The sequence below is a fragment of the Allorhodopirellula solitaria genome (assembly GCF_007859855.1).
GTDB classification, from domain to species: domain Bacteria; phylum Planctomycetota; class Planctomycetia; order Pirellulales; family Pirellulaceae; genus Rhodopirellula; species Rhodopirellula solitaria.
Genome location: NZ_SJPK01000003.1, coordinates 1 through 16,128 on the forward strand (window position 1 = coordinate 1; position 16,128 = coordinate 16,128).

Annotated in this window: 4 protein-coding genes; all 4 read right to left on the reverse strand. The window is 57.4% G+C overall.

Annotated elements, in window-relative coordinates:
* Positions 1 to 251: 251 nt before the first annotated feature.
* Positions 252 to 833 carry an IS66 family transposase gene (locus CA85_RS25950; RefSeq protein WP_186774778.1) on the reverse strand — a complete coding sequence of 194 codons (582 nt, stop codon included), beginning with the start codon at positions 831 to 833 and terminating at the stop codon, positions 252 to 254.
* A gap of 201 nt (positions 834 to 1,034) precedes the next feature.
* Complete coding sequence (locus tag CA85_RS06195; RefSeq protein WP_146390466.1) at positions 1,035 to 1,319, reverse strand: hypothetical protein; 285 nt, start codon at positions 1,317 to 1,319, stop codon at positions 1,035 to 1,037.
* A gap of 690 nt (positions 1,320 to 2,009) precedes the next feature.
* Entirely contained in the window at positions 2,010 to 3,497 is a 1,488-nt protein-coding gene (locus CA85_RS06200) for a hypothetical protein (RefSeq protein ID WP_146390467.1), read from the reverse strand.
* Between the two features lie 400 nt (positions 3,498 to 3,897).
* The gene (locus CA85_RS06205) at positions 3,898 to 16,059 is read right to left on the reverse strand and encodes a DUF1583 domain-containing protein (RefSeq protein WP_186774779.1); all 12,162 of its coding nucleotides are present in this window, start codon (positions 16,057 to 16,059) and stop codon (positions 3,898 to 3,900) included.
* Positions 16,060 to 16,128: the final 69 nt, after the last annotated feature.

A 16,128-nucleotide genomic window follows, 5' to 3' on the forward strand; every position in this document is an offset into this window, starting at 1 on the left:
TTGCGAGTTGCGGGTTGCGAGGGCGGGCGAGACTGTACCGAATTAGCGGTGTAACAATCACTGCCACTTGCGACAACAATTCGGCCCAAAACCGGCGGGAAGTGCGACCAAAGCGAGGCCGGTAACAATTCATCTCTGATGAATAATATCCACCAGACGCTCTGCTCGACCGCTAGACGGCGATCAGAAGCTTGTTGGCGAGAGAGAATTCTCGCCCCAGACCATCGACAATGCATCAAGGTTTCGATGGCCTATTTATCCGCGTAGAGCCGCCGCATAACCGCGTCGGGAGGACGCCTCAGCAACTCGAAATAAATGTCGCTTGCGCGGTGACCATGGCGACGCGCTGTCTCAGCAACGGTCATCAATCTCGCCATCGTCTGGGCGCCCGTTTCACTTCGGTGGCCAAACGTGATCTTGCGGAGCACCACAAGTGGACGCAATGCGCGCTCGGCAAGATTGTTCGTCGGGGGCACCCGGTCGTCATCAACAAAGACCAGCCACTCGGTGTAGTTGTTACCGGCCTTTTTGATGTCGCATTTTTGGCCGAATTGAGACTGTAGGGATTTGGCGGTGATTTTGGCGTGTTGGCCGAATTGGTGCGAAATTTGGAGAAGCATTTCGCGCCGCTCTTCTTGGCCGATTTGGTGTCGGAGAGTTGGATGATCCTGGACCGACTTCGTGAAGGATGGATGGCGCCGATTGATCTGCTCGGCGATTCGGACTCTTGATCGAAATCCGATTGCGATCGCTAGGGAACGATCAATGCCAACTGCGCAGCAGAAAGCTAACTGCGCAGCAAAAATGCGATCGTTCTGAGCGAACGATCGCATGGACGTGGGTTCCAATTCGATGATGCTGAACCGATGCTCGGACTCAACTCACGATGTCAGCATTCGCGCACAGTGACTGCCATCACTCACGATGTCTGCAAGGAATCGGAGTTGGCCGATGGCGTCGGATCGCCGAGGTCATCTCGGTAGTCTTCCAACCAACGACGCAGGATCGTGACCGCCGGGACGAAGTCGTGACTGTTACCGACCGAATTGCGGTCGCACTTTCTGCCAAATTATGACTGTATGGATTTGAGGCCCGAATTGGTCGTTTTGCCGAATTGCTGAGTATTTTGGAGAGCCCGTTTGTGGGTTTTGCGATGGGAACTTGGATCTGCGTTTGGCGCAGTCGACCGAAACGACACCAAAGTGAGAGGGACCGACCGCCTCGACTCGCTGCTGAATCACCCCAGCTGGCTTGCCGATGTAACGGGCCTGATTGGATTTTGACGATTTTGACGAACGTTTCTTGGTGGCGATTGCCATATCGGAGTTCCTTGATTGAAGGGAAAGTGAATTCCTTCAATGAAAGCACTCAGAATGCGCCCCTGGTAGTTTTTTAGGCTAACTTGGGGACATACCAGGCATGGCTCTCGTATCCAATGATCGTTCAAAAATGCGTCCCTGACGAACAAACGCTCGCCAGGGACCGACAACACCATTGGCGTACCGCTTTTGCAGGGAAACGCTGGCGACCGAGATATCCCTTGCCAAGCCCGCACCTCTGCAGAGCTCGGCTCCAATGGCGTGGATTTAAGCAGGTTGACTCGAGTTTCACGGGCATCTGCTTTCGCTTCCGTCCGGCTTGTCCGGGCGGAGTGGCAACTGCAAGCTACCTGCAAAACGTCCTCGCCACATCGATCTCCGCTCCGGGCTTGTCCCGGCGGAATCAGCGAATCAAGTCGTGTGACCGCCGGGGCAAGCCCGAAACGGAGCACCGTTTCTACTTCGCATTTGTTCGGTAGCTGCCAGTTGGTTCCTCCGCCGAGACAAGCTCGACGGAAGGATGTTTCACACGCGGCAATCGCTTAAGTCCACGCCATTCGAGCTTGGCTCTGTTTCTCCCGGCAGTGCCAGTCTAACATTGATAATCACATCCCACAAATAAATCCTTGGATACTGGAGCCATGCCTTGAAAACCTCGGACGCACGCTTCCGGCGGATGAGCCGAAAACCTTAGGGAGTGGCCTCGTTCACCGCGTCGATCTCGGCACCGGTCGGGCGGATCATTTCGAAGTACTTGCGGATGGTTTGACGATGGCCGAGTGGAATCGATTCAGAATCGAGCACGGATTCACTCAGGGCCTCATACTCGTCCGCTTTCTCGCGATAGGTGCGAACGGCTTGCTGTTGATTTGGGTCGCTCGATTCGGTCTCGACATCCACATCACCTTGCGATGATTCCTGGCCCTTGATGTTCATCTCAGGGTTCGTCTTCAGCCGAGCGGTTTTGAGCCCCGGCTCATTGGTGCTCCGTGCGGTGCCTGCCTTCTTTCCACCTTTCTTGTTGGATTCATTTTGGCTGCGGCATTCGCTTTCGCATTCCGACTTGCATTCACTCAAGCACTTGCATTGTTTCTTGAGCAGGTCGGAGAGCTTTTTGCGGCGTGCTTGTTTGCGAGCTTCGCTGGCGAGACCCTTCATCCCGTCACTGAATTTACCGCGTTTGCCCTGACCGAGTCCCTGGCTGATCTTGCTGGCTGCATCAGAGATTGACTTTTTCTGGCTGCCGTCGCCCGAGGCCTGTTGGAGTTTATCGAGCTTCTCTGTGATCGCCTTCTCGGTCTTGCGATCGAGCTTGGGCATTTCGAGTTTTTCGAGTTCCTCAGCTGCCTCTTCGAGTTCACCTTGGGCGAGCGACTGGCCGGCTTTGGCCATCGCATCGGACAATGCCAATGCGCTGCCGACCTCTTGCAGTTCCGCGGCCGCCTGTGGGTCGTTGAGCTGTTGCTGCATGTCTTGGAGCGAGGCCTCCATTTCGGACAGAGTCGCCAATGCTTCCTTCGGATCCGTTCCCGGTTCTTTGAGCTGTTCGATCAACGCTTCGAGATCTTGCACCAACTCATTCAGCTCCGGATCGTCGGATTCTTTTTGCATCTGCTTGAGGTCCTCGAGATTGTCCTCGACCCGCAAGGCTTGTTGACCGACAACGTCGCTGCTGACTTCGGCTGCGGTAAGCTGCGTACGCGGTCCAGAGAAGATGGCCAATCCGATGGCCGCGATACTGACGGCGACCGCCAGCGGCCAGGATGACGGACGGGCGATCGGTGCGACTTGGTCGGCACTCATTCGGGTCGCATGATCGTCGGCATCGGCGACCTGCAAACGACGCAGCGCCGACGCGGTATCACTGTCCGCTTCGTGATCGAACTGCAGCGCCGTCCTGGTCCGATCCTTCAAATTGCCCGCCTGATCAATCGCTGCAGCGGCTTGCTCGGTGGAGCGGGACGAGATCGCAGCATAAATCAATCCGATCAGTGGCCCGGCGATCACCGCTGCCACGATCCAGAGACGCGGGGCCCCTGCACCCAACAGCAGCCCGACCACGCCCATCAAACACGCGGCCGTGCCACTGACGAGTAACCCGGTGCTGGCACATCGCCACTGCCACTGACGTTGCTGGCGACGACGCACGGTTTCGATTTGTTGTTGCAATCGAGTCATGAGGGGGACTCCTAGAGACGATGTTAGTCCCGCCGCCAAGGTAGTATTTTGCCGCGTTCTGAGCGGATCATGTGGCGAGATGTGACGGAAAGGGATGCTTTGCGGCTGGAGAACAACAAGTGGCGTAAGCTTCCAGCTTGCGGTGGGCAAAAATCGCAAGCTGGAAGCTTACGCCACTTTTACACTCGTCAGTTGTTGTTCACCCGATGCTTAGCAACACACGATGAATAAGTGTCGGTTTTCGTAGTGGACGAGGCGACAAGTCCTGCGGCTTTGGACTCGTTGTCTCGTCCACTATGACCGAAATTGAGCGTGCGTTGCTTAGCGACGACGGGCGGAGCCGTCGGGCTACTATGAGTATATGCGTGGGGGCCTCTCTGGAGGGAGAGAAAATTTCTATTTATTCTTGTTCGGTGAGGCTGAGTCGTTTCAGTGTGATTTCTACCGTGGCAGCTGAATCGGAGCATTTCGAGCCATATTCGATCGATTTGACGGCAGCTGTTCCGACGGGATAGGCAGCGAGCCAGCGAAAATTGTCTGAATCAGCCGCCGCGGTCAAGCAATGCATTTGCCCGCCCCGGCGAATCATCCGCAGCCGCCCAGCCGTCTCGACATCGTGGACGTGGAACCCCTCGTGAAAGGTGTCTTCTCCACTGGGTAGTTGATGCGAAACGTGCGTGCGGCATATCAACCGACCTTCCGGATCGAGTGACATCTGTAGCTCACAAAGCGATTTTTCACGGTCGTCCATTTCGATGCGCAGCCCCGTCACCACGCCCCAGCCCTCTTGAACCGGCGTGATTTCTAAATCGGCATAATCCACGGTGACTTGAAAATCACCTTCGATGACGCGGTTGAGATCCAGTGCTGGCCAGGACTCGTATCCCTTGCTGTCGTGCAAGAACTGCTCAATGCCAGCGGAAGTTTGCCGCGTGCGATCGGCTGGCCCTTTTACGGTGAATCCAGCTGCTTGGAATTGATCGAGTGTTTCCAACGTCGTGGTGGAGCCGCTCACTGCAAAGGCACCTCCCGGGGGTGCGGCGAGATCTTGCTCCGCGACGGTTGGCAAGCTCTTAGGCCAGTCCCCACGATATGTCAGCTTTCGCACCCGGCACTCGGTCTGAGTGATGTAGCGGAACAATCCGAACTGACGCTCGGATTTCGGCAGGGTCACGTCCCACGCCAGGACGTCGACGTCGTTGACAGCGATGGTCAATCGATCGCCCGCCAATTGCAGCCGGACATGATTCCATGCATTTTCTTTCAGCGGTACGGTCTCTGCTGCACCGTCGATGTCATCCACGTTGTCGGCTGGCAGTCCACTGGATTCGTACCAGGTATCTGTCAGTCGATGCCGCCGAACTCCATCGGGAGCGATCAGGAACGCGTTGAGTCCCAGGGCGGGATGAACTTCATAGGCTCCCGGCTCATACCAACATTCCATTTCGATGACGCCGTCTTCGAGCATCGGACGCTGGTACAACATCAACCCTTCAAAGTTCTCCGAACGGCTATTGGGATGCAGTGACCCCACCAATTCATCGCCGTCGCGTTTCCAGGGTGCACCGGAGGCCGAGTCCATCGAATGCCATCCGCCATACATGTCGACACGCCAACCCGACCACTTGTTAATATCAATCAGATCGATTTCAGCTGGGATCGTCGGAGTGCCCGTGATCCGCAGATCGCTGATCGCGGAATAATTGGTCGGCGAATCGGATTGCAACATCAACCAGGGATTGGCCGATGATTCGAGCGTTTCCTCATGGATTTTGACGCCGTTGCTATAGGTTGTGAGTTTGTCGCCGTCGACTTCTAAACGGGTGTTCGTGCGGTGATCCCAATGCGGCAACTCAACACTCCCTGCGACAGATTTCGATCCATGCATCAACGTGTGGACGCGAACGTCCTTGAGATCATAGGTCGGTTGTGCGGCATGTTCGCCATAGCCGATGCTGATCTCCTCATGTCCCATGTTCGAGTGCTGGGCTTGCACGGCAAACTTACCTCGCAGTGGAGACTGAAAGAACAGCTGGGACCATGCTTCGGACGGCATGTGTTGCAGCGAACCTTTCGCACCGACCCACGTGGACGGACGGAAGCCTTCCCAGCGGGTCTTGGGGTTCCAATAGGCAACGGACTGCCACTGGGTGACACCGTCATCTGCCAAACTCTTGCTCTCTGGGGATGAAAATCGTTGGAGTTGTTCGATGTCCCCGAAGAGTGCGTGCACGTGTCGCGAGAACCGATTGTCGCCGGATTTACGATTCCCATCGCGTTCGGCCCAGCGGAGTTCCCGCGTCAGATCCAAGGCAGCGGTCCGGTAGCGGGCCTCGTGTGCCGCTTGCCAAGCGAGCACCCACTCCGCATGCCGCTGGCGCGCGGTCCAGTCGTCTGTGGCGTGATCGCGGAGCAATTGCCAGGCCTGCTGCAACGCCAGTCTGGCCGCCGTTTCATCACCCGTTTGCAAGGCGATCAAGCCACTCAGGGCGCTTCGGTTGTGGGCATCCCGACCCGATGCGTCTTCAGGCAACTGCTCGAGAGCAGCGGCGAGTTCATCGATCTTTTTCAGGTCAGCGGCAAGCCGGATGAGTTCCACTGCCGGGCTTAGGACGTTGGCGAGCACCTCGTCCTCTGGGGGCTGACCGAGTGAGTAGTACAGCCGCGTGTTAGCGTGATCGGGGCTCGGCAAGACCCACGCTTTCAACATCTCGTACGCGTCTTCCGGGCTCTGTTGGCGAGCCGAGCTGACTGCATCACCCGCTTGGATGGCAATCGGTACGTCGTTGACGATCGCACCCACCTCTCGGCGCTGCTCATCGGAAAGCGGTTGCTCGAGTTCGGTGATCCGCGCGACCAGGGCGTCATTCCATTGCTCGGGCCAATCGCCACTGAGCCGGAGATTGCGAACCTGAGCCGCTTGGTTTTGATACCGGAAAACACCGAAGCGGGTCGAAAGCTGGGGTTCAACGGGTCGCTCAAAAACGATCTCGTCATTGAGCGACACCACCGTCACGCCTTGAGCCAATTTGACGCTCACCCGGTTCCACTCGTTGGGCTGGAGTGGTAGCGACTGAGGTCCGCGGCGACAATCTGCTTCGATCATCGTATTGTCTGCTGGCAGTGCCCCTGCGCCATCCCAGGCGGGAACCGATATCCAGTGACTCATCACACCATCGGGCTGCAGCATCATGGCGACACCGCCGATTGCCGGATGAGCGACGGATTGGCCGGGGACATAGTAGAATTCGTAAGAGACTTGGTCGCCATCGCACAGGGGCCGTTCATATTGAATCCAGCTCTGCCGCGGCGATCCACTGGCGGATTGCATTGCCCGTCCCTTCAAGACGCCATCGACGACATTCCAATCAAACTCCGCCGGTTCCTGCTTCTGATAGTACGCCAACGAGGAATTCTCGTCCTCAGGCGTCTCTCCCATCAAGCGATGCCGAGGTTGCGATTCTCCGAAGGCTGAGCAATTCCATCCATCGAGTCGATCCTCGCCGATCATGGCAACTTCACGAGGAATGACCGGACTGCCTTCGATTTGAAGATTCCGCATCGCTCCAAAACGCAAATCCCACGTGGTGAGTGTTAACCAGGGGCTGGAACTGCTCGCCGGCTCGGTATAGACCGACTGCCCATTGATGGAATAGGTCAATTGAGAATCCTGGCTATCAAAACGCACAGTCCCGAATGCCGGGCGGGCCCGGTTGAACGAATCTTTGCGAGTGATCGATTCGTGATCGCTGATCGACTTGATCGTCGTGCGGCCGTTCTCCGAATTGATCTTCATGCCATTGATCCCTACGCTCGACTCCGCCCAGCTATCGTCGAACCGCTCAATCGAAAGCGAGAAATCGCCTGTCAGCGGATACTGCAGGTACAGGTGGTCGTGTTTGGGGCCCCATAGGTGAACGAGCTGATTCTGATAGCTTGTCCACCAGGGCTGCGTGCCACTGCGGTCCTTGTCCGCCGTCGCTGGGATCCAGTGTTTGAAATCCGTATAGGCGGATGATCTCGGTGCCGGCGATGAGACCCGCGCATTCCAATCCCGCACCAAGAAATTCATCAGTTGCACCTGGCTATTCTCGATCATTCGTGATCGCAGATTCGCGTACTGGTCGTCGAACAGGGGCGACATCACTTCCGACTGAAAACACGCTTGGAGGACGAGATAGTCGCCAAAGAGCATGGGGGTGCCGCGTCGTGAATTCACGGTTTTGCTGCGTTCCTTCATCGAACTGGCGAGCGACTCATTGATTGCAATCGCCGTGGATTGGTCATCCATCGCGATCGCGATCAAGCCCAACAGCGGCTCTGCATCCGGCATCCCCGCCTCCACAAGTGGCTCGACTTCACTGCGCAAATCCTCCAGTTGATCGGCAGCCTCGGCGGCAGCAACCAATTCAGTGAAATTGCTTACAATCCGGATGGGATTTTGGTCGTCGCCCGCCAATTCACCCTCGAGAAAGGCAGCGGGTATGTAGCGTGAACGCGTCGGCTCGGCCAGAAAACGAATCGCGAGACGGTTCGCAGCTGGCAGGGTCCAGTCCTTCCAGGTGCGGTAACGCTGCTGCGCCGGGACCGAACGCAACGTGTTCGAAATCGCAGACAGCGGTTGGTCCAAAGCGGGGCGTGAATAGTTTGCGACGTCAAAATCGAGCGTCCGGGCGACCAGGTTCAGTGTCAGATTGGGGAGCTTGAGCTTTGCTGTTTGCGCGGCGATCTCCGCCAGGTCTCGCCATTGTTGATAGAGTCCGTAGTCGCCACTGTACCGACTGTAGTAGGTCTGGCGGCTTGCCAGCAGCGACTCGACATACTCCTGGACCGCTTCGGCATCGCCCACCGAGGCCAGATACTCGTTGACGAGACGCGGCAATGACGCGGATAAATTGAGCTCAGTACTGTTATTCGCCGATACGCTATTCATTTTATCTTCCAACGAGCGGCGGAGGATCGGGAACGCAGCCGCCTTGAGGTCGCCGTGAGCAAAGGCCCGCCGGGCGGCTAGGAATGCGATCTGCGCGTCTGCCGTTGACAAACCCGTGGCGGAAGCCGTCGCCAATTGCGTGATCTTCTCGTTGGCTGTTTCCATCTCGCCCCGTGCGATTGCGATCAATGTCTCCATCGCCGGGATCGCGACACGGTTTGTTCCACCCTCGGCGCGTTCATCGAGACGGCGAGCCAACTCGTCGAGTCGGTCCGCTGCAGCGGCGCTCTCGATCAATGGCTCGGCCAAACCCTGAGCCTCGCCAGCGAAAATATCCGCGTCGACGTACATCAGCACTTCTTGAGGTCGATTGTCGGGCAACACCATCGCTGCCAAAACATCGAACGATTCGCTCGGCGGGTACTGCTCACCGGACCACAATTGAACGATTCCTTTAAGCGACTGGACAACCTCGGTCTCGATGGGATCGGCCGAGGCGTCGTTGCTGCTGCTGCTGCTCGTCACAATCGCGTATGGATTCGATTGCGAGTTGCTGAGACTGTCACTGGACACATCGGCGACGGGGAATCCGCCACGCAGTGCTTCCCGGACCGCCTTCCGCGAGAGTGCCGGCATGCCACGCTGAGCCGCTGCTTTGCCTACCAGGGCAGCGACACGAAACTGGGATACGGTGAGCGGCGGAACGAAGTCTTTCTTCGTGTCGCTACCCTCATTCGCCGTTTTTCCAGAGGTGGTTGGCCGCTGCGTCACGGTGTCGAGGAGCTGCGACCAACGTTTCTGAGCCCCCTCGATGTCGCCCTGCTCGGCGAGACGTTGGCCCCATTCAAACAGAACCGACGTTTGATCTTTGAATGAAACTTGTCGCTCGGCGGCCGTCAATGCAACCTCGGCGAGTGATTGACCGACCTCACGCCGTTCGGGCTGGCTCAGGCACTGCCGAGCCACCAACCAAACCGGCAGATAGCTTGCGGCGTTCTTGCGTTGACGGGAATTTGGACGTCGTCCCTGGGCGATTGCTTCGAGTGGGTTTGACTCAACGATCGAGCTGACTCGATCGACCGCTGCACCGGCACCCTCGCGCCCCGACTGCAGCTTCCAAGCAGCATCGGCGATCGCGATCGATACGTCGTCCGGGTATTGGCGTCCTAAATCATCGAGCCGTTTGACGATCGCCGTAGCTGACTCGGTATCCTGTGACAGACGAATGAGCAACGCCACATAGGCACTCTCCATCGGCTGGACTGATGACGCGTCGACCCCCGGGATGCCGACCATCAGATCCACGGCAGCGCCTCTGGACGCAGCCTCTCCATCAACGCTCAGCAGCTGCGCAACCATTTCATCGGCCATCTCAGGCTTCATTAACGCCAACGCCTCCTTGATGCCCGCCTCCGCCTGCGTTTTGTATCCGTTCTCACCGCGACCGCTAAACCGCACCGCAGCCTGCATGGCCTCGGGGTCATCGAGCGTTTGGCGATACATGCGAATCGCATCGACAGGAAAGTTCAACGCCAACAATCGCTTGCCCGCCCACTGCATACTCTCCAGACGCTGATACGATGCATAGGACTGGTCATATTGCTCCGAACCAATACCATTGAGTTGGTCCAGCAGGAGATCTCGAGCGTCCTCTTTTCGACCATCGTCTTCGTACGCCTGAATCAACTTCGCAACCGGGCTGTATTGCAGTTGGCTCGAGTGATTTCGTGATGGGTTCTTAACCGCTTTCTCGAACAGTCTCATCGCGAGTTCTTCGGTGTCGGCACTGCGATCGAGTACTTGCCCAATGATCCAACAGGCGTCGGACGGAATGGTCTGCATGACCTCTTCATCGTCCACGATTGATTCCAACCGCTTCCGTCCCGCTTCATCGCGGTCGGTCGCCAACTCTATCATCGCCAACATGGCCTGCCCGCCCAGCCAATCCGAGTTCGCCTCGGCGGCAGAGCGAATCGTGGTTTCAAAATCTTCGATGTTGTCAGTGGACTTGATACCCTGCAGGAGCTGGTCAAACTGCGTCGAAACTTCACCGTTGCCGGAATTGGAGTAGATCCGATCGACTCCCGTCCAGCGATTGGATTTGATGTCCATCGCCGACGGGACGACCATTTTCTTAGCGAACGCGTAGACACGAGGGTTTTTAAGGATTTCCGGATCGCGAAAGTTCTGGAAAAGGTCTGAGCGATACTGCGGAAACGCGTCAAAGGCTCTTTCGAGCAGAGCGATCGCGACTTCCACGTTCTCACCCTCTTGCAGTAGCGAGGAGGCCGCTTGTCCGAGGTAGTAGGGCTGGCTGATCGAACTCAAGTCGACCTCAGTAAGGCCTTTAACAAGATCAACCTGCCGTTTGGCTTGCCGAAAGACTCGTTGGATTTGGTACAGCTCCGACGTGATCCAATTGGGCTGCAGCTTGAGCACCTCCAGGTACTCGTCGCAGGCTTCTGAAATCTTGGCAGTCTGCTCGAACTGTTTAGCGAGTTGAAGATGCAGCATGGGCGAGTCGGGACGTCGCTCGACCCCTTCGGTCAGCAGCGTGAGTGCTTTCTTTTTCTCCCCGGTGACCGAATAGAACTCAATCAACTGTTCGAGCAACTTGTCCGAGTCCGGTGAGCGCGCGTACTGCGTCTCCAGTCGCTCGACGAGATCGTTGAGAGCTCCTGAACGCTGCAGAACGCTAATCGCTTGCTTCCGCACGCCACTCTCGCTGGATTGATATCGCAGCGGATTGCGAGAAGAACGGGCGTTCACCGACATCGGTGACGAGGTGCGGCGGAGCAGCATGTGGGCGACCTGGTTCGCCTTGTCGGTTTTCCCCTGGCCCTGGTAGAGCATCATCAATGACGCCATGGACGAGGCCTGATTGCTGCTGGTCCGTTCGATGCGGGAGATCACGGCATCGGCCATTTCACTGAGGCCGAGCCGGCGCATCCGTTTCACTAAACTCAGCTGCATCTGCGAACTCAGGCGAAGACCAAACAAACGCTCTGCGGCGGTGCGAGCGCGATCGATGTCACCGATTCGTTCGGCGAGCTGCAAGACGGCAATCTCCTTTCGCTGCAAAACCTGTTGGTCGCGCGGCTCGATCGACTCGATGATCGTTAACGCGTCGTCAAAGTCACCGCGTTGTTCGTACATGCTCGCCATATCAAACTGCATGGACAAATCATTGGGCAACTGCTCGGAAACCTTTGCCATCCACTCGATCGCATCATCTCGCTCGTCCGCCCACCAAGCGGCTCCAGCGAGGTAGAGTTGGTTGCAGAGAACGGCGACTGAATCCGCATCATCGGCTGCGGCGAGCCGTGTCTGCAAACGATCGACCAAATCACTCCCGACATCGTTCTTGGTCAAGTTCTCGTGAACCTGACGCAGCAGCGACATCGTTGCGCTGTCGAGGAACAAGCTCGAGGGAGGAAACGCGACATTGACGTTGTTTGACTCCTCGCCATAGATGATCAGGACTCGCCGGTTCGTGGTGCTGGTGGTCGCGCGTGGACTCCGCCGAGTTTTGAGGGCGTCGACGAGGCGGCGGTGCTTCGCTTCAGCGATGGAGACATCGAGTACGGAATCGAGAATCGTTAGCAATTGATCGTTTTCCTCTGCCGCAGCAAGTTGTCCCATCCAGCGCTGGACCGTGAGGCTTGCCGCCGCCAGCACGTTGGCATTCGCCTTCGACTGTGCATTCGCCGTGCGATTGCTCCCGCGCGCCGGCGGCTCCACAGGTGCGGCGTCGATCTGCTCAAGTGCGGCCTGATGCCAACGTTGGAAGTAGGCTTCGATTTCGTCGTCTCGATCTTCTTGCAGTAACAACGCCATCGCAGCAGCGAGTTGTCCTGCAGTCTCTGCTTCCTGGAGATGTTCGTTGAGCAGCGTTTCCGCTTCCTCTTCGTGCCCTGCCAAGCGGAGTTCTTCCACCAAGGTGTTGAGGAAGACCCCTTCGCCTTTGAAAACGCCGGACAGCATTTGATAGCTGCCGCCAATCAGTGCGTATGCTTGCCCGTTGCTGTCATAGGCGATGTTGCCGCCATAGACCGCTGACAAATCGACATTCTGATTCTCCTCAGCCAAGTCAGCGTAGCAGTCGCGGACCAACTGCAGATCCTCTTCGTTAAGTGGCGTCTTGGTGACTGCGGCATTCCGCTGGTTACCTGCGGGTTGGGCATCTCGGAGTGTCAACGACGACAGAAAGAAACGTTTTTCCTCGGTGCCTCCGTCCCTCGCCATCGCGCGAGCGATTTGATAGACCTGTTGGTTGGAGTCTTGCAATGCAGCGAGATAGAGGGCATCGTAGATTGCGTTTCGTGGAGCGTCGTCCTCCTCTGCCTTTTGATTGATCGCATCGGCGAATGACACCGGATCGTCGTTCCCGTCAGCCGGACTCTCCGCGTCCGCCCCCGTCTCCTGCTCGGCGTCTTGTTGCAACTTGAGCAGCCATCCCATGGCGGCCATTCGCGCGACGCCGTAGACGTCGGGTGTCCAAAGCTGCGGCGTCGTCCCCGGTTGGTAGTAACGATTATCGGCGACCAACCCTGTGGCTTGTTGGACCTGGGCAGCCATGGACCTCATCGCCAACGGCGACTGACGCTGGGGCGCCGCCGACGTGATACCGCGCAAGTTATTCGACTTGGCCTTGGCTTGATCTCGCTTCCACTTCGCCTCAGCCGATCTGCCCATGGAATCGTAGGGCAGCGTGAGTGATAGGATTCGATCGAATCGATTTTTGGCCTCTGCGGTCTTCTCCAATTGAGTCCAGGCGATCGCTTCCCGATAGAGCAGTTCCCAATCGTCGCGTGATTGTGCCAGCAACGGTTCGATGACGTCGATGGCTGCTTCGTTATTTCCCTGCCGCAGGAGCGAGTCGATTGTCCTCATCTGGCGGATGGGGTCCTCTTCACGGCGCGTCAGCTTGACGAAGATCTCCCGCGCCTCGTCGGTCTGCCCATTGGACATCAGCATCGTCGCCAGAGGGAACTCGGTCTCGTGACCGGGAGCGATCGCGACGAGTTGACGTTGGTAGCCGATTGCGGCATCGAGTTCGGCGCCGTCCTGACAAAGTTTCGCTAACTGATTGAGTAGATTGGTGTCGCGGGTGTCTTCGCTCAGCAAACTTTCGAGTTCCTGTCGCGCCGCTCCGAAATCGCCCGTCGTGTGCCAAGCCTGTGCCAGACAAATTGTCAGTTCACGCCGTAGATCCTCTTCTCGTCGATCTCGTTCAAAGCGTTCGATCAGTTTGTCGAACCGATTCGTCTGCTGGTAAAGGTTGGCGAGTTTCGTCGTCAGGCTGACCTTATCTTCGACTTCGTCAGACTTCTCGAAGGCACGCCAGTACACTTCGATCGCTTCATCCGAACGCAGCTGTTCAGCGAGGGCCGCGCCAAGGGCCATGATCAGATGCGGTTCATTGGGATTGATACGGACGGCTTTGCGGAGTGCCTCGAGTCCGTCTTCAGTTTGCCCCATGCGAAAACACATCTGGGCGTAGAACTCATAGTGATCGGTATTGCCCGGGGCAGAAACGATTAACTCCTTGGCTGCCGCGAGCGCCTCATCGGAGCGTCCGAGTTGGGCTTCCAGACGGGACACGTTCATCAGATGATCACCGCGAGAGCGGCGATCGATCTGGGCCAGTTTCCGGCTCGTGTTCGCTGCTCGCTCGTAATTGCCTGACGTTTCGGCGATCCGCGCCGCTGCGGTCAGGGCGATGATGGACTTCGGATCGATCTCGATCGCTCGGTCGATCGCTGCCGTCGCATCGGCCCAACGCCGGGCAGCCTCATAATACCGGGCGAGCCGAAACCAATCAGTGGACGTAGCATCGGGCTTTTCACGCAGCCCTTCGGCCAATCTTTCGGACTCTTCCTCGAGCCGTTGGCTCGTCTGCAGAATTTCAATTCGCTGCGTCACGACAGATTCCCGCTCGTCTTCATTCGCGGCGAGTTCCCGGGCTCGATCGATGTACGCGATCGCATCGTCAAACTTGTCGGCGCGGCTATGGTAGTCCGCGGCGCGGATTTGCAGGTGAAAGCTCTTGGGGTCGAGCTCAACAGCAGCAGCGATCTCCTCGACCGCTTTCTCCGGGAACCCGAAACTGTTGTAAACCTCCGCCAATCGGGTCAGGTTCACGGCGGTTTTTCGGTCGCCTTGTGCGATCCCCGACCAGACACCAAGTGCTTCCTCGGGTCGTTTTCGGATGAAAAGGAACTCGCCTAAGTACTCCCGATACTGCGGGTCGGCGGGTGCCAATTCAATTCCACGTCGATATAGCTCCTCGGCTTGCGGAAAGAGATTGTTCTGCCGAAACAGGTCGGCGACCTGCGAGACGACGACGGCGTCGTCTTGATGCCCCTCCAACATCCGGTTCCAGATCCGTTCGGCTTGCTGTTCTCGATCTGCTTTGGCCATCTCCTTGTTTCGCAGGACGAGCTTGCCCCAGTCGCGTAGGAAGTCAGGGTTGCCCGGTGCCGATTCCACGAGGGCTTCGTACTGTTCAATCGCTTCAGCAAAGCGTTGGTCATTGACCAACAGATCGATATAAGACTTCCGTAGATCGGTTCGCGATGGTGCCAGTTCGAGTGCTTTCTCCATCCACTGTCTCGCTTCGGGCATCCGCGCCGAGGATGCGAGGAAGCGTGCCAAACGCGACATCCCGTCGATATCATCGGGATGGGCTTCGAGCCAACGCTCGTAATACTTGACCAAATTGTCCTGGTCGCCCGAACGGAGGAACACGTCGTCGATCCGGCGGCGAACGTCACGATACAGCCAACCGTCCGGGTTCAGGTCCGACAAGATCTTCTCGAGTGCGGCGATCCCCTCATCCCGCTCTCCAGTTTTAATCCGCAGTTCCGCTGCGGCGACTTCATACATCACGCGGCGGTAGTCATCGTTGACGAGCGTCGCCAAGGTCTCATACTTCGGCAACGCCAGAGCGGGCTGGCCCTCTTCAGCCAGGGTGACAGCGATCTGCTCGAGCACGCGGGGGTCGTCGGGGAACAGCGATTCAAGTCTTTGCCAAACTTCCATCGCATCGTCGGTGCGCTGGGCGCGTTGGTGGACACGGCCGAGCTGTTGATAGATTTCTAACAGATCGGCGCGACGTGGCTCACATGCGATCGCGCGTTCCATCGACGCGACCGCTTCCTGGGCTTGGCCAATCCGCAACTGAGATTGGGCGAGATAGTAGGGAGCCATGGCATCATCGGGACGCAGCTCTTCGGCTCGCTCGAACGCGTCAACCGCCGCCCCATCATTGCCACGCTGAGATTCAAAGAGGCCGAGCAGCATCGAGGCGGCACCGTCATCGGCCGCCTCCTTCGCTTCTTCCTCGAGCGAATCGACCAACTCATCGAGTGTTCCAAATTCGATATGGTGTCCGTAGACGCGGTCCAGCGCCGTGCCACGCCTTGGGTTTCTTTTGAGGATCGATAGAAACCGCTCGGCCGTTTGGATCTGGCGAAGTTCGTCTTCGGAAAGCTCGTCCGCAACGACGGCGTTATCATCGGCTACACTTTGAGGTGCCGCGTCCAAGGTAGGCAGTGGCGCGGCGATGCCTGCCCATCCGACGACCATACTCAAGATCAAGTATTTTGAAGCGTTCGCAAATTTCACCGGATAACCTCTGAAAAGAAATAGTCGCCTGTCGCTATCGTCCAAGGACATCCAACAAAATAACACAAC

Bases quoted from the DNA above. Each gene is read 5' to 3' on its own strand.
- CA85_RS25950 (WP_186774778.1), bottom strand. From the start codon at position 833: ATGCGATCGTTCGCTCAGAACGATCGCATTTTTGCTGCGCAGTTAGCT.
- CA85_RS06195 (WP_146390466.1), bottom strand. From the start codon at position 1,319: ATGGCAATCGCCACCAAGAAACGTTCGTCAAAATCGTCAAAATCCAAT.
- CA85_RS06200 (WP_146390467.1), bottom strand. From the start codon at position 3,497: ATGACTCGATTGCAACAACAAATCGAAACCGTGCGTCGTCGCCAGCAA.